Genomic DNA, 13,928 nt, shown 5'->3' with positions numbered 1-13,928 from the left:
CTCCTCAGGAGACATCACGGGTAGGGATCGAGCGGTCAGGCACGAACATCCCGGCGCGCTGGGCGACGGCTCCAGCGACGAAGGCGGCGATCGCCAAAGCCGCACTCAGGAGGATGACCAGTCGCTTGCGGTTCATCTCGACCTCACGGTAGGGCGATGAGAGCGTCGAGCCAGCCGAGGTTCTGGAGGTGCTCCAGTCCCTCGAACACGGGCAACGCCAGAAGGAAGACAAGGCCGTCGCGGACAGTCCGGAGGAAGAAGGCCGGCCGGACGGACAGTTCCGCCTCATCACGCCAGAGGCGCAGGTTCGGAACGAAGCGGGGGGTGCGCACGACGTAGCTGCGGTAGGTGTCGCCGAAGGCCGACGTCAGGAAGCTTTCCTCTCGGCTCGCGACGATGCGGAACACGATCCAGCAGGCGACGGCGAAGGTGGCGCCGACGGTCAGGCTGCCCGTCTGTGCGCCGATCCCGAATGCGCCGATGAAGCTGAAAACATAAAGCGGGTTTCGACACAGCGAATAAGGCCCGCTGGTGACGATCTCCTGCTTCTTTCGGCCGCCGATGTAGAGCGAGCACCAGGCGCGCCCCAAGACGCAAACCATGATGGCGATCAGCCCGAGATGTTCGACGGGATGCTCGAGCTGTGGCTGGGCCTTCACGAGAGCGGTCCAGGCCAGCAGGGCGAACAACCCGGCGGCGATGAAGAGTTTGCGCCAGCGCTGGACGGAGGCGATGTCGATCAACGGCGGGCTCATGTCACCGAGCTCTCCGCGTCGCGTCGCGCAAGGCGCGCATCGCGTAGAATGTCGAAGCCGCCCTTGGCGGCTATGGCGGCGACCAGCACCCCCACCAGCAGGTCGGGCCACGACTGGTCCAACCACATCACCAGGCCGCCTGCGACGAGGATGCCGCCGTTCGAGGCGAAATCGTTCAGGCTGAATGTCTCGGCCGCCTTCATGTTGACGTCGCTGCTCTGCTGACGACGGATCAACAGCAGGCAGATCAGATTGATAACCGCCGCTACGACAGCGAGCACCATCATGGTCGGTCCGACCGGCTCGGTTCCCGTCAGCGTCCGGCGCAGGGCGTCGAGCAGGACGAGGACCGAGAAGATCAGCAGCATCACGCCGGAGACCTGAGCCGCCCGCGTCTTCCAGATCAGCGCGCGCCCGACGGCGAGGAAGCTGATCAGATAGACGGCCGCGTCGGAGCCGTTGTCGACGGCGTTCGCGAGCAGAGCGCTGGAGTCGGCGGCGAGGCCGCCGACTCCCAGGCCCACGAACAGCAGAGCGTTCAGGAACAGCACCACCAGGAGGGTGCGGCGCTGGACCTGCTCTGTTTCGTGGGCCCCGCTCATTCCTCGATCCCTTCCGCCTTCCGGTGTTTCACGGCCTTGGCCGCGAAGGTCGGAAGGACAAGGAGCGTCAGCGCGGTGGCCGTGAGCAGGCCTCCGATGACCACGGTGGCCAGCGGCTTCTGCACTTCGGCGCCGGCGCCGTGAGCGAATGCCATCGGGATAAACCCGACGATGGCGACGAGAGCCGTCGTCAGGACGGCGCGAAGCCGGCTTGTCGCGCCTTCGATGGCGGCAAGACGCGGCGCCGCTCCGCCCGTGAGACGCTCCCGAATGGCCTGCATCAGCACGAGACCGTTCAAGGTCGCGACGCCGGACACGGCGATGAAGCCGACCGCTGCGGAAACCGAGAACGGCATCCCCCTGAGGACAAGCGCCAGGGCGCCGCCGACCAGAGCCAACGGAACGCACGCGAACACCAGGCCCGCCTCGGCGAAGGATCCCAGAGCCATGAAAAGCAAGACCCCGATCAGGATGAAGACGATCGGAATGACCAGCCCCAGACGCTGTTCGGCCCGCTTCAGGTTCTCGAACTGGCCACCCCAGGTCAGGGAGTAGCCGGTCGGAAGATCGACGTCGGCCTCCACCTTGGCCTGGGCCTCGGTGACGAAGCCGCCCAGGTCGCGCCCGCGAACGTTGGCCTGCACCACCATCCGCCGGCTGCCGTCATTGCGGCTGATCTGGTTCTGTCCTTCCGCGACCTGAATCCGGGCGACGGAGGAGAGCGGCACGGTCACGCCTGTGGCGGTCGTTACCGGCAGAGCCGCAAGGGCCGCCGGATCATTCCGTGCATCATCCGCGAGACGGACGACGACGCTGAAGCGACGATCGCCTTCGAAGATTTGCCCGGCCTCGGCGCCGCCGACCGCGGCCGAAACCGCCTCGGAGACATCGGCGGCCGACAAGCCGTAGTTGGCGGCCGCGAAACGATCCACGCTGACGGTCAGGGTGGGCAGCCCGGACGCCTGTTCGACGCGAACGTCGGCAGATCCGGGCGTTGCGCGCAGGGCGGCGGCGACCCGGTCCGCAGTGGCCTGCAGCTGGGTGAAGTCGTCGCCATAGACCATCACGGCGAGGTCGGTCCGAACCCCCGAGATCAGCTCGTTGAAGCGCAGCTCGATGGGCTGGCTGAACTCGAAGCTGTTGCCGAGTTGTCCGGCGGCGAGCTCTTCGAACCGTTCGATCAGCTCCTCTTTCGGAAGGTTCGGATCGGGCCACTCCTTGCGGTCTTTCAGGACGATGACCGCGTCCGAAATGTTCGGCGGCATCGGGTCCACCGCCGCCTCCGCCGTCCCGGTCCGGGCGAAGACAGTCTTCACCTCGGGCTGGGCCTTGATGACGCGTTCGAGGGCCATCTGCATCGCCAGCGATTGTTCCAGCGAGGCGGACGGCACGCGCAACGCCTGCATGGCGATATCGCCTTCATCCAGGGTCGGAATGAACTCCCGCCCCAAAGAACTGAAGGCGATGCCGCCAATGACGAGGGCGCCGAGCGCGGACGCCAGGACGACTTTGGGCCGGTCGACGGCGGCGCGGATCGCCGGTTCGATCCAGCGCCGCGCGTATCGGAGGATGAAGGTCTCGTGCTCGTGGGCGTGGCCGTGCTCATCGACCTCGACCTTCTTCGGATCCCGGACCAGCAGGGCCGTCATCGCCGGCACGAAGGTGAAGGAGAAGATGAAGGCGCCGACGAGGGCCAGCATCACCGTTGCGCCCATGGGGATGAAGGTCTTGCCCTCCACGCCCTCAAGCATCAGCAGCGGCGTGAAGACCAGGAGGATGATCAGCTGGCCAAAAGCAGCCGGTTTGACCATCTGACGCGCCGCGGCTCCAGCAACCTCGAGCCGCTCCCGGCGTGTCAGCATTCGACCGGCTTCGGCCCGCCGCTGGCTGAGCATCAGCAGGGTATTCTCGACCACCACGACCGCGCCGTCGACCAGAAGGCCGAAGTCCAGCGCGCCGAGGCTCATCAGGTTTCCGCTGATGCCAAAGCGGTTCATGCCGATGACCGCGAACAGGAAGCTGATCGGGATCATCAGGGCGGTGATCGAGGCCGCACGGATGTTGCCGAGCAGCAGGAACAGCACCACGATCACCAGCAGAGCGCCTTCGATCAGGTTCTTGGCGACGGTTGAGATGGTCTTGTTGACCAGCGAGCTGCGGTTCAGGACCGGTTCGGCGACAACGCTCGGCGGCAGGCTCGCGGAAACCTCCTCGAGACGTTCGGCTGCGGCTTGGGCCACCGTCCGGCTGTTGCCGCCGGCCAGCATCAGCGCCGTACCAACCACGGCCTCGTGGCCGTCGCGGCTGGCGCCGCCGAGACGCGGCGCCTGGCCAATCTCGACGGTGGCGACGTCGGCGACCCGGACGACCAGTCCGTTGCGGTTGACGACGGGGGCCTGGGCGAGATCCGGGATGGTCTGCGCCAAGGCGTCGGTCCGCACGGTCAAGGCTTCGCCGGACCGCTGGACATAGCCAGCGCCAGCCTGGGTGTTAGCCCGTTCCAGCGCGACGACGAGATCGTTCAGGCTCAGACCGTAACCCGCCAGACGCGCGGCGTCGGGTCGGACCGCATACTCCTTCACATAGCCGCCGTTCACATCAACGCCGGCCAGTCCCTTCGCGGTCCGCATGCGCGGGGCGATGATCCAGTCCTGAACCGTGCGGAGATAGGTTGCGCGGGCCTGGGGCGTGGTCAGGAGTTCGCCTTCGGGCGTCAGATAGGCGCCGCCCGCCTGCCAGCCGGGCTCACCCGGTTTGGCGAGGTTGGCGCTGTTGAACGGCTTGAAGTCGACCGTCCACATCAGCACCTCGCCCAGTCCCGTGGTGATGGGCGCAAGCGCCGGCTCCACGCCTTCGGGCAACCGTTCGCGCGCCTGGGCCATCCGTTCGGCCACCTGCTGGCGGGCGAAGTAGATGTCCGTGTTGTCGGAGAAGATGACCGTGACCTGGCTGAAGCCGTTTCGGCTCAGCGACCGCGTGGTCTGGATGCCAGGAATACCCGCCATCGCGGTTTCGAGCGGATAGGTGACCTGACGTTCCATCTGCTCGGGCGCGAGCGCTGGCGCGATGGTGTTGATCTGAACCTGCCGGTTGGTGATGTCCGGCACGGCGTCGATGGGTAGCTGCGTCAGGTTGTAGAGGCCGAAGGCGGCGACGATCGCCGTCGCCAGGACCACGAACCATCGGAAGCGGACCGAGGCTTCGATAAGTGCTTTGAACATGACGCCCCCTAGTGCCCGTGCTCGGCTTCGCCCTTGGCCATTTCGGCCTTGAGCAGGAAGGCGTTGGCGGACGCCACGCGTTCAGATCCGGTGAGCCCGCGCAGGATCTCGGTGCGGCCCGCGGCCTGGCGGCCTGCGAGCACTTGCACGGCTTGGAAGCCGCCCTCGACCTGCACGAAGACCACGGTGTTTCCATCGACGGTCTGGACCGCCTCGGTGGGCACGGTCATCCCGCCAGTCGCCTCGCCGGTCACGATGGCGCCAGTGACGGCCGAACCGGCTGGCGGCAGAGACGCGCCAGAGGGTCGGGCCCGGATCACGGTCGCGCCGCTTTCGCTGAGACCGGCGTCGGCGGCGACGCCGGTGACGACGGCGTCGAACTCGCCGTTCGGCCCGGTCACGCGCATTGGCGCACCGGCACGCACATTGGCCGCAAGGGCAGGCGGTGCGTTGAAGACCATCTCGACACGAGCAGGATTGCTGACTTCCGCCACCACGCCGCCCTGGGCGACGAACCCGCCCGGACCGACCTGGACGCTGCTGACCACGCCCGAGATCGGACTGGTCACGCTGAGCCTGCCCGAAGCGTTCGGAGAGCCAGCGGCCGCCGAGCGGGCGCGAGCGGCGCGGGTCGCCGCCTCGGCGCTCAGGAACTGGGCGCGTGACGCTTCGACCTCCTGCCGCGCGACGATGCCCTGATCCGCCAGACTGCGATTTCGCTCATAGGCCTGGCGCGCCGCTTCAGCGGATGCCCCGGCCGCGTCGGCGTCCGCGCGGAAGGTCGCCGCCTCGCCGCTGACAAGGCTCACAAGCGGCTGACCGGCGCGGACCGACTGACCCGGCGCGACGAGAACGCGCTCGACGCGACCTCCGACGGCAGCGCCCACGGCAGCGCGAGAATCGACCATCGGCTCTACGCGGCCGGCGAGCCGGGTCTCCCCTCCTCCTCCGCCGCCGACGCCGACGACCGTGATGCCCGCTGCCTGGATCTCTGCTGTGGTGAGTTCAATCCGACCTTCGGTCTCTGCCCCGGCGGCCTCCCCCTCGGCGTGTCCCCCCTCTTCCTCGGCATGGCCGGCTTCGCCTTCGGCGGCAGCCGGCGCGGCGGGTTCGGAGGACCGGGTGGCCAACCAGAGGCCGCCGCCTCCGAGAATGACCAGGGCGGCGACGCCGCCGATCAGCAGGGTCTTGTTCGATGTGCGCTTGCGCATCACTGGGCTCCTTCGAAGGGGGCGCGGCCATCAAGGCGCGCGAGATCGATCTCGGCTCGGACGCGCGCGAGACGCGCGTCGACCGCTGCAGACCGGGCGTTGACGAGGGCGGTGCGGGTCACCCGCAGTTCGACCTGGGAAATGCGGCCGGACTCAAAGCCGATGCGGGACAGGCGATAGGCTTCCTCTGCGGCGGTGACGCCGCCGTCAGCAGCGTTGACGCGACTGACCGAGGCCGAAAGGCGAGCGACCGCGGCAGCGCGGTCCGCCTGGGCTTCCTGCCGCGCACTCATCAGCCGGGCGTCGGCAGCGCGAAACTCGGCTTGCGCCGCTTCGATGTTTCCCCGGTTCCGGTCGAACAACGGCAGCGGCATGCTGACGCCGAAAGTCAGCGCCGTCGCATCTTCCGCCTCGAAGCGGCGGATGCCGATACTGGCGTTGATGTCGGGGCGGGCCTGAACCCGTTGAACATCGATGCGTCGTTCGGCGGCGGACCGTTGGGCTTCGGCGACGCGGACCGTCGGCGCATCCTCGATCACGGATCCGATCGTCGTCGGCGCCTCGTCGAGAAGGCTGTCTTCGATCTGCGTGACCGGAACCGGGATCATGGCGACAGCCGTGAGACGGGCATAGGCCGCGTCGCGTTCCGCGACAGCTTCATCCCGCGTCGCGCGCGCCGAGGCAGCCTCGGCCTCCCCCTGAATGCCGCGGAGGAGAGGTTCGCGACCTTCCTCCACGAGGGTCAGGGCCGCGCGGGCATCCGCGACGGTCAGCGTGAGGGTTTCTTCCGCGAGCGTGGCTCGCCTCTGCGCGGCCTCCGCTTCGGCATAGATCAGGGCCAGGCGGCCTGCGGCGTCGATGACCGCAAGGTCTCGTTGAAGGCCCACTGCGCCGGCCTCGGCGCGAGCGGCGGCGATGCGCGTCGAACGACGTCCCCACAGCTCGAGATCCTGACTGATCGCCAGGGTCATGTCCGCGTTGTTCAGACCCGAATAGGGGCCTGAGCCATAGGCGTTCTCGACATCGAAGCCGAGGACAGGGTTGGGACGCACCCGTGCCTGACGGACACGGGCTTCCGCTGCGTCGTAGTTGGCGCCCGCCTCAAGGGTCGCAGGCGCATTCCCGAGTTGAGCGAGGAGTTGGGCATAGGTCGGAGCTGGGTCAGCCCATACGGGACTGGCCAGGGTCGCCGCGATCGCAGCGAGGGCGCAGCCGACCGCGTAACGCGGCCGCCTGCGAGATGTGGGAGACATGATTCATTTCCAGAGTTTCTGAGGACGAAGAGGCGCGCTAAGGCGCAGGTCTTCGGTCAGACTCTGGGAGGACGCTTCAGGCCGTCAGGCGTGATGGACGCCCGGAAGTCATCCTGTCGGCCGCTTTGCAGAGGAGGCTCGCCGAACGACGGAGCAAAGGCGTCCACGGCAGGACCGCGCGCCGTTGAGGTGTGGTGGCAGTGGCCGTGCGAGCAGATCCCGTGACCGCCGCTCTTGCCGCTGTGGTCGCCCTCGCTTTGATCATGATCGACGACCGCGTGAGCCGCAGGCGGTTCCGGCAGACAGGTCGCGGCGTCGACGGCGGGCGCAAAGAAGAAGGCGGCGAAGACAAGAGTCATCGCCACGATCAGCTTCGCCCATGTCGTCATCGACCAGGTCATCGCGCGCTGCATACTTTCGTTCTCGAAGTTAGGCAATGCGTTACAAAGTCCGAACAGCGGCGTGGGCTGCGCGGCTCTCCGCCCTAGCCTGCACCAAGATCGAAATGGCGGACTGGAGGAAGACGCCGCCCAGCAGAAGGCCCGCCAGCAAGTCCGGCCACCGGGATCCAGTCAGCCAGACCAGCCCGCCGGCCGCGGCGACGCCCAGGCTGTGGATCAGATCGTTCCGTGTGCAAAGCCAGACGGAGCGCACGTTGGCGTCACCGTCACGGAAACGCACGAGCAGCAGGGCGGCGATTAGATTCGCGGCGAAGCCGACCAGTCCCAGACCGGTGATGACGACGCCTTCGGGCGGCTGCCCCGTGACCGCTCTCCAGACGGCGTAGCCGAGAATGCTCACGGCCATGACGAGGAGGCTTGCGCTTTTGAAGACTGCGGCACCGGACCGCACCCGCACGGACTTGCCGATGGCCCAGAGGCTGACGGCGTAGGTGGCGCTGTCGGCCAGGAAGTCCATCGCATTGGCGGCGAGAGCCGCCGATCCCTGCATGAGACCGCCCGCGGCGACCGCGAAGAACCCACCCAGATTAAGGGCGATGACGGCCATCAGCACGCGCCGATAGGCGGGCGAGGCCCCGTCGAACCGGACCTGATGGCCGCAGCAGCCTCGGGCCGGGGCGCAGGATTCTGTCGGAGCGGGCGTCGTCATGCACCCTTCATGCATCCTCTAGCCACTAGAGGATCAAGCCCTATATTTCGAGCATGGCCAGAGACCCATCCCCTCCCCCGCTCCGGACGATCGGGCGCCTTTCGGCCGAGACCGGCGTGAAGGTTCCGACGATCCGGTTCTACGAGAAGATCGGACTGCTGGAGGAGCCGCCCCGCACCGCGAGCGACCGACGCCTTTACGACGGCGCTGCGACGCGGCGGCTCGCCTTCATTCGCCACGCGCGGCAGCTGGGGTTCGAGATCGACGACATCCGCGCCCTGCTGGCGCTGTCCGACGAACCCGACCAGCCCTGCACGGAGGTCAACCGGATCGCCGAACGCCAGCTTGCGGCGGTTGAGACTCGCATCGCCGGGCTTCAGGCGCTGCACGCCGAACTCACCCGTATTCAGGCGGCGAGTTGCTCAGGTGGGCGGATTTCCGACTGCCGAGTGATTGAGGCGCTTGGAAACCATGCGCACTGTGACGGTCTCCACGCATGACGACGGCCCTTCGCGTTCCGTCACTCCAAACAACCTTGGCCGTATCGGTCAGGTGAACGACCCGGCGGAGCACCAGTGGTTCCGAAAGTCGAGCGTACTCTTCGTCGCGGTTGCCGGCCGCCACGAGCGGCCAGTCCGGGTGGATATCCCAGGCGAGGGTGAGAACGCACATGCCCCAGCATCGCGCGAAAGCGGATCGATAGCGACAGTCCAGGCGGTCACGCCCGGGGCGAAAGCGCCCGGCCGGGAGCTGAGGAGGAAGGGAGGTCTCGGGCGAAGCGGGATTGGGGAGATCGGCTCCCCGGCGGCTTCGCATCAACAGGAGACTGATATGCAGACCATGGTGTTCACGGGCCGCCTCGCGGCCGACCCCCAGATCAGCGACGACTTCGGCAAGGCGGTCTTCCGCCTGCTCGAACAGCGCGGGACCGACAATGCCGGCAAGGCCCGGCTGGTCGGCGTCAACTGCGTCAGCTGGTCGAAGGGCCTCAACGAGAAGGTCATCGCGCGCGGGCTGGCGCAAGGGTGCGAGGCCGTCGTGATCGGCGCCTTCATCGACACCGCCTACACCGCCCGCGACGGGTCGGAGCGGACGGCCAAGGAGCTGGTGATCAATCGGCTCACCGTCCTCGACTGGGCGGAAGACCGCCAGGCCGATGCGAGCGCAGACGCGGCGGACGACCGCGCCGCCGCCTGATCCTCAACCGCTCATCCTGATTTCAAGGAGACTGACCATGCAAACCCTGACCCTCGAAGGCTACCTGGCCGCAGACCCTTCCATCCTGTCGGCGCAAGGCTCCGGCAAGAAGCGCGCGAGCTTCCGCGTGGTGGAAACCACCCGCTTCCGGCGCGCCAACGGTGAACCCGGCGAGCGGACCACCGGCTTCAACTGTATCTGCTTCAACGAGGCGACGGCTGAAAACTACATCCAGCCCTATGCCCGAAAGGGCAGCCGCGTCGTGATCCAGGGCCATGTCGAAAACGACACCTGGACCGGCAAGGACGGGGTGGAGCACTACGACCTTCGCCTCGTCGTCAGCGACATCCGGTTGAAGAACCGGCGCGTCGTCGGCGAACCGTCCGAAGACCGCTCCGGCGTCGCCGATCGCGGCGTCGAGGCGGGCGGCGGCTACGATCTCAACGACGACATCCCGTTCTGATCCGAAGGGGAGATTTGAAGGGCCCGGGCGCGCTGCGCCTCGGGCCCTTCTTCGTGCTGGCGACGGAAAGGCCGGAGGAAGGGCGCGGTCGGACGAGCCATCGGGGCTCGCCGAAGGAGACCGCCATGTCCGCATGGACCCAAGCCCGTATCAATCTGCTGAAGCGCCTGTGGCCCGAAGGGCGGAGCGCCGAGACCATCGCCCTGGAACTCGGCGGCGGCCTCACCCGCAACGCCGTCCTCGGCAAGGTCGCTCGCCTCGGCCTCTCGGAGGGGCGCACAGGCGCCCGGACTCGTCGCGAGGCGGCGCATCACGTGGCGCCCGAGCCGCCGCCCGATGGCGTTGCGACCATTCTGTCGGTGAGGCGGATGGATTGCCGTTGGCCGTATGGCGAACCGGGCGACGCCGCCTTCAGCCTCTGCGGTCGTCCGTCTGAACGCGGCGCCTTCTGCGCCGCCCATGCAGCGATCGCCTATCGGCCCACACCGCTGTCGGTGGAGGGCCTTATGCGCCTCGCGGGCGTGGCGCCTTGAGGACGGCTCGCTCGCCTGGGGATGCGCCGCCGGCCCGCCGGCGTCGAGGGACGAGAAGATCGACGCCTTCTCGTCCGTATCGGCGCGACGGCGCCGAATGGAGTCGTCGTCGCGAAGGGCGACGACGACTTGCCCCCACACAACGCCCTCCGACTTTGTCACGGCACCCCGGAAGTCAACGGCTGCGCCGTTCCCCTCCACGGAGGGCAAGCGGCCCTCCGCTCCGGTGACTGCCGAGGACCCCGCCGTGGCCAAAGCCGGGGTCGTTGCGCATGGGGCGCTTCGACAGTCTCTTTTCAAAGGAATGGTTCGATGACCCACTTCAACACCGCCTTCTCCGCCTCTTCGAAGACCGACTCCGCCTTCGACGACCTGACCGCGTCCTTGGGGGATGCGCGTCCGCACCCCACCGAGGACGCCCTGATCCAGCTGGGGCGCGCGCTCATGACCGAGCTCGTGGACGTGATCTCCGACACCGCTCTGGAGGACTATCAGACGATCCTCGGCGAAGCGCTTATCGGCGCCTTCCACTCGGCCGCGGGACGGATTGAACGGGACGCCGACCGCGCCCGTGACGCGATGCGCGCCCTGGATCGGGATTTCGACGGATCGGAAGCGGCCGATGTCGAACTTCAGGACGCAACGGCGAAAGCGAGATCCGGAGATGCGGCGACGCAGGCCTGCGAACTGATCCGGGATGCGGCCTCCGAAACCTGGACGATCGCGACCGGGGAGGTCTGGACCGCCTGGCGGGGATCACGGCGCGGCACCCATCTGACGGCGGCGCAGCTGGAGGCGAAACAGGCGATCCGGGCGATCCGGAATCGTCGGTCCGGAGAGGCCGATCCGGGCGGTCCGGTCGTCGCCTTCCGGGGCGCGCCGATGGCGGACACGGCCGAGGACGCCGGGCGGATCTTCGACGCCCTCAACTGGGCTAAGGGGGAGTGGCCGGACATGGCTCTGGCGACGACCGGGGCGAAAGGCTCCGAGAAGCTGGCGATCAAATGGGCCCAGCAGAAGGGGGTGAAGCTGATCCTCGCCCGGGCGGATTTCGACAGGAACGGAAAGGCGGCTCCCTTCCGGGCGAACGACGAGTTGATCGCGCTGGAGCCGGAGGTCTGCCTGACCCTGGTCCATTCGCTGGCCGGGGTGCGGGAGGATCAGCGGCCGTTCGGACCGGCGCTCAACCTCGGCCAGAAGGCGATGGAGAACGGGCTGCGGCACGTGCCCATCAAGGCCCGGGCCGCCTGAGACATCACGATCTGGATCAATGACCCGCTCGGCTTCGGCCGGGCGGGATTTTTCTTGTCATCCGGCGGACCCGAAGCGGTCTGAACGCCGGGGTCGCCTGGGTCTTGCCGAGGTTTGATCGGCTGTGTTCACTGTTGGAGAGGCTGGTTGGAAATCGTCAGATTGAGGGCTTAGGGCAAGATAAAAGAGGGGTTTTGGCCTTCTGTTTTCCTGAGCCCGGGCAGACACTTGCGAGGATTGCGGAGACCGACGTCGACTTGCGCTGAGTTGACGCCTGATTCCGCGACGACGACAGGCCGGAGCCCCGATCATGCAGGTCCGAACCGCCATTGAGGTACGCCTCGCCCAAGCGTCAAAGGATGACGTCTCGACCTTGAAAGTGCGCCTTCCGCAGAGGTTGAAGTCGGACAAGACCAGCGTCCGGATCGCCATGTTCCAGAGGCTCGCGGCCTCGCGCCTGTTCGCCTACGGGGACCGCGCCGGGTGTCTGCGCGCGGCCCAGAACCGCTCGGGTCGTCCCTTCCGTCTCGACGTCCGGCAGCGCGTCACGGTCAAGGCGCTGGTGTCCCGGCACATGGGCAAGGGGTTCGCCCGGGGCGCGGCGCTCGCCGCCCATATCGCCTATCTCGGCCGCATGGGCGCGGGCGAGGACGGCGAGCGCGCGGCCTTTTTCGGACCGGTGCGTGAGAGGGTCGATCCGACCGGCGCCACGGAGTGCTGGGCGAAGGACAGGCACCATTTTCGCTTCATCATTTCACCCGAGCACGGCGATCGGATTTCGGACCTCCAGGGCTTCGCCAGGGAGGTCATGTCGAGGGTCGCCGACGACCTTGGAGAACCGGGTCTGAACTGGATCGCCGTCTGCCATTTCGACACCGACCAGCCGCACGCCCATGTGCTTGTGCGCGGCCGGAGAAGCGACGGCCGGGACCTCGTGATTCCGCGCGACTACATCGGCTACGGCTTTCGCGCCCGGGCCCAGGAAGTGGCCCAGGAGCGGCTCGGCGACCTCAGCCGTCAGGACGCCGAACGGCGGGTCTGGCGTGAGACCGAGGCCGACCGGTTCACCGCCTTCGACCGCCGTCTCCTGGCAGCTGCGGACAACAACGGCTGTGTCGATGACGGGATCGGGGGCACTGACGCCTGGACGGCGCTGACCCGGGGACGGTTGCGCCATCTGGAGACCCTGGGCCTCGCCGAACGAACAGGGCGGCGCTTCCGGCTGGCCCCGGATATGGAAGCCCGACTTCGGAGGCTGCAGCTCTCGAAGGACGTCATTCGCACCCTCAACCAACGGCGTCTTGACGGCGCGCGGTCGGCGGAACAGCTGGGCAAGGCGCCGGTCCAGGGCAAGGTCGTGAAGACCGGCTTCCACGACGAACTGGGCGGCTCCGCCTATGTGGTGGTGCGCGCCGCTGACGGCTCCGAACACTATGGGCGGCTGGGTGTCGGCGAGACCCCGCCAACCGTGGGAAAAGCGGTCACGCTTTCGCTCGATGCGCGCGGCTTCGCCCAGGTCCTCAGCGGCAAGCATCTGGGTCAGGATCTGGGTCGGTGACGATTTGCCGAACTCATGCCGCTTCCGGGAAGACCTTCTCGACAGACAGGCTGCCTTCCGGCAGGGGGCGCAGCAGCTCGGCCTCGGGTTTGCGCAGGTCCAGCCAATCGAGGGCCGCATCGGGTCTCAGCAGGACGATCTGGCGGTCGTGGTAGGGGGCGATGTCCGGTCCCGGCTCGGTGGTCAGCATGGCGAAGGCGCCGTCTCGAACCAGGCCGGCGACCCAGAAGATCGGCGCGTCGGCCATGGTGAACCGCCACTTGGTCTTGCGCTTCTGACCCGGCTCGGCATCGGTGAACTCGAAGAAGCCGTCGGTGGGGATCAGGCAGCGGGTGACGCCGTCGAAGGATCGACCGTCGGATCGGAAGTTGAACACGGGTCTTCCCTGTGGCGACTTCCAGGCCCAGGGCGACACGATCAGCTGCGAGCCATCGGGGCCTCGCGTGATGATGGGCGCCCGGTCGCCGATACGGATCGAGGCCATGGGTCCGAAGTTGGGCATGCCGCCGGGAAAGACGAGACGGTCGCCGGTTCGGTTGAAGGTCTCGATCACCTCGTCGAACGGCAGGATGAGCTGATACTCGTTGCACATGCGGACCTCCGTCTACCGCCCCATTGATCGCCGACTTCGCTGAAAAAGCCAGCGGCGACCGTCCCTGGCCGTCCTGGCGCGCGGTCCACAGGTCGTCCGGCGAAGGGGATAAGAGATGAGCGAAGGTTGACTCTTCGCATCATACAGAACCAGAACATTACAGGAACATTCATCAGCCTTGG

The 13,928-nt window shown here is 67.4% G+C and carries 16 protein-coding genes; 6 read left to right on the top strand and 10 right to left on the bottom strand.

Going from position 1 to position 13,928, the window contains the following annotated elements:
- Positions 1-4: 4 nt before the first annotated feature.
- From GGQ93_RS16280 to GGQ93_RS09765, 8 genes are read right to left on the bottom strand one after another with little or no spacing between them, the layout of a single operon-like run.
- Complete coding sequence (locus GGQ93_RS16280; protein WP_255347087.1) at positions 5-136, bottom strand: hypothetical protein; 132 nt, start codon at positions 134-136, stop codon at positions 5-7.
- A 7-nt stretch (positions 137-143) separates the two neighbouring features.
- Entirely contained in the window at positions 144-743 is a 600-nt protein-coding gene (locus tag GGQ93_RS09795) for a methyltransferase family protein (RefSeq protein ID WP_224764254.1), read from the bottom strand.
- A gap of 8 nt (positions 744-751) precedes the next feature.
- A complete protein-coding gene (locus GGQ93_RS09790) occupies positions 752-1,357 on the bottom strand; it encodes a cation efflux transmembrane domain-containing protein (protein WP_035307831.1) in 606 nt (201 codons plus the stop codon).
- Positions 1,354-4,578, bottom strand: a complete 3,225-nt coding sequence (locus GGQ93_RS09785) for an efflux RND transporter permease subunit (RefSeq protein WP_035307833.1) — start codon at positions 4,576-4,578, stop codon at positions 1,354-1,356. Before GGQ93_RS09785 ends, GGQ93_RS09790 begins: the two co-directional genes overlap by 4 nt.
- Before the next feature lie 8 nt (positions 4,579-4,586).
- Complete coding sequence (locus GGQ93_RS09780; RefSeq protein ID WP_035307835.1) at positions 4,587-5,789, bottom strand: efflux RND transporter periplasmic adaptor subunit; 1,203 nt, start codon at positions 5,787-5,789, stop codon at positions 4,587-4,589.
- Positions 5,789-7,042: a TolC family protein gene (locus GGQ93_RS09775; RefSeq protein ID WP_035307836.1), complete on the bottom strand. Its 1,254-nt coding sequence runs from the start codon at positions 7,040-7,042 to the stop codon at positions 5,789-5,791. Before GGQ93_RS09775 ends, GGQ93_RS09780 begins: the two co-directional genes overlap by 1 nt.
- 56 nt (positions 7,043-7,098) lie before the next feature.
- On the bottom strand, positions 7,099-7,455 hold the full coding sequence (locus tag GGQ93_RS09770) for a hypothetical protein (RefSeq protein ID WP_197019742.1): 357 nt from the start codon (positions 7,453-7,455) through the stop codon (positions 7,099-7,101).
- A gap of 28 nt (positions 7,456-7,483) precedes the next feature.
- Positions 7,484-8,152 carry a cation efflux transmembrane domain-containing protein gene (locus GGQ93_RS09765; protein WP_054764212.1) on the bottom strand — a complete coding sequence of 223 codons (669 nt, stop codon included), beginning with the start codon at positions 8,150-8,152 and terminating at the stop codon, positions 7,484-7,486.
- A 53-nt stretch (positions 8,153-8,205) separates the two neighbouring features.
- Here GGQ93_RS09765 and GGQ93_RS09760 point away from each other — a divergent pair, with 53 nt between their 5' ends.
- Positions 8,206-8,652 carry a MerR family transcriptional regulator gene (locus tag GGQ93_RS09760; RefSeq protein WP_035307839.1) on the top strand — a complete coding sequence of 149 codons (447 nt, stop codon included), beginning with the start codon at positions 8,206-8,208 and terminating at the stop codon, positions 8,650-8,652.
- Here the strand turns inward: GGQ93_RS09760 and GGQ93_RS16485 are convergent.
- A complete protein-coding gene (locus GGQ93_RS16485; protein WP_119412789.1) occupies positions 8,549-8,824 on the bottom strand; it encodes an NRDE family protein in 276 nt (91 codons plus the stop codon). The genes GGQ93_RS09760 and GGQ93_RS16485 overlap by 104 nt on opposite strands.
- A 159-nt stretch (positions 8,825-8,983) precedes the next feature.
- Here GGQ93_RS16485 and GGQ93_RS09750 point away from each other — a divergent pair, with 159 nt between their 5' ends.
- The 5 genes from GGQ93_RS09750 to GGQ93_RS09730 all read left to right on the top strand — a co-directional run bounded on the left by GGQ93_RS09750 (position 8,984) and on the right by GGQ93_RS09730 (position 13,154).
- A complete protein-coding gene (locus GGQ93_RS09750; protein ID WP_035307841.1) occupies positions 8,984-9,349 on the top strand; it encodes a single-stranded DNA-binding protein in 366 nt (121 codons plus the stop codon).
- A gap of 37 nt (positions 9,350-9,386) precedes the next feature.
- Positions 9,387-9,812, top strand: coding sequence for a single-stranded DNA-binding protein (locus GGQ93_RS09745; RefSeq protein WP_035307844.1), 426 nt, complete (start codon positions 9,387-9,389; stop codon positions 9,810-9,812).
- Between the two features lie 125 nt (positions 9,813-9,937).
- Entirely contained in the window at positions 9,938-10,345 is a 408-nt protein-coding gene (locus GGQ93_RS09740; RefSeq protein ID WP_066555132.1) for a GcrA family cell cycle regulator, read from the top strand.
- A 312-nt stretch (positions 10,346-10,657) separates the two neighbouring features.
- The gene (locus GGQ93_RS09735) at positions 10,658-11,596 is read left to right on the top strand and encodes a DUF2493 domain-containing protein (RefSeq protein ID WP_035307847.1); all 939 of its coding nucleotides are present in this window, start codon (positions 10,658-10,660) and stop codon (positions 11,594-11,596) included.
- A gap of 379 nt (positions 11,597-11,975) precedes the next feature.
- A complete protein-coding gene (locus tag GGQ93_RS09730) occupies positions 11,976-13,154 on the top strand; it encodes a DUF3363 domain-containing protein (protein WP_224764257.1) in 1,179 nt (392 codons plus the stop codon).
- 13 nt (positions 13,155-13,167) lie between these two features.
- Here the strand turns inward: GGQ93_RS09730 and GGQ93_RS09725 are convergent, their stop codons facing one another.
- Positions 13,168-13,746 (bottom strand): SOS response-associated peptidase family protein, encoded by a 579-nt coding sequence (locus GGQ93_RS09725; RefSeq protein WP_035307852.1) that lies wholly within the window; start codon positions 13,744-13,746, stop codon positions 13,168-13,170.
- Positions 13,747-13,928: the final 182 nt, after the last annotated feature.

Origin of the sequence: Brevundimonas aurantiaca (genome assembly GCF_014199955.1) — a bacterium.
Taxonomy (GTDB): Bacteria; Pseudomonadota; Alphaproteobacteria; order Caulobacterales; family Caulobacteraceae; genus Brevundimonas; species Brevundimonas aurantiaca.
This window is presented reverse-complemented; position numbering and strand designations above follow the sequence as displayed.

What these genes read in the sequence shown, in the direction of transcription:
- GGQ93_RS16280 (WP_255347087.1), bottom strand. Translation starts at nt 136, where the DNA reads ATGAACCGCAAGCGACTGGTCATCCTCCTGAGTGCGGCTTTGGCGATC.
- GGQ93_RS09790 (WP_035307831.1), bottom strand. Translation starts at nt 1,357, where the DNA reads ATGAGCGGGGCCCACGAAACAGAGCAGGTCCAGCGCCGCACCCTCCTG.
- GGQ93_RS09785 (WP_035307833.1), bottom strand. Translation starts at nt 4,578, where the DNA reads ATGTTCAAAGCACTTATCGAAGCCTCGGTCCGCTTCCGATGGTTCGTG.
- GGQ93_RS09780 (WP_035307835.1), bottom strand. Translation starts at nt 5,789, where the DNA reads ATGCGCAAGCGCACATCGAACAAGACCCTGCTGATCGGCGGCGTCGCC.
- GGQ93_RS09775 (WP_035307836.1), bottom strand. Translation starts at nt 7,042, where the DNA reads ATGTCTCCCACATCTCGCAGGCGGCCGCGTTACGCGGTCGGCTGCGCC.
- GGQ93_RS09770 (WP_197019742.1), bottom strand. Translation starts at nt 7,455, where the DNA reads ATGCAGCGCGCGATGACCTGGTCGATGACGACATGGGCGAAGCTGATC.
- GGQ93_RS09765 (WP_054764212.1), bottom strand. Translation starts at nt 8,152, where the DNA reads ATGACGACGCCCGCTCCGACAGAATCCTGCGCCCCGGCCCGAGGCTGC.
- GGQ93_RS09760 (WP_035307839.1), top strand. Translation starts at nt 8,206, where the DNA reads ATGGCCAGAGACCCATCCCCTCCCCCGCTCCGGACGATCGGGCGCCTT.
- GGQ93_RS16485 (WP_119412789.1), bottom strand. Translation starts at nt 8,824, where the DNA reads ATGTGCGTTCTCACCCTCGCCTGGGATATCCACCCGGACTGGCCGCTC.
- GGQ93_RS09750 (WP_035307841.1), top strand. Translation starts at nt 8,984, where the DNA reads ATGCAGACCATGGTGTTCACGGGCCGCCTCGCGGCCGACCCCCAGATC.
- GGQ93_RS09745 (WP_035307844.1), top strand. Translation starts at nt 9,387, where the DNA reads ATGCAAACCCTGACCCTCGAAGGCTACCTGGCCGCAGACCCTTCCATC.
- GGQ93_RS09740 (WP_066555132.1), top strand. Translation starts at nt 9,938, where the DNA reads ATGTCCGCATGGACCCAAGCCCGTATCAATCTGCTGAAGCGCCTGTGG.
- GGQ93_RS09735 (WP_035307847.1), top strand. Translation starts at nt 10,658, where the DNA reads ATGACCCACTTCAACACCGCCTTCTCCGCCTCTTCGAAGACCGACTCC.
- GGQ93_RS09725 (WP_035307852.1), bottom strand. Translation starts at nt 13,746, where the DNA reads ATGTGCAACGAGTATCAGCTCATCCTGCCGTTCGACGAGGTGATCGAG.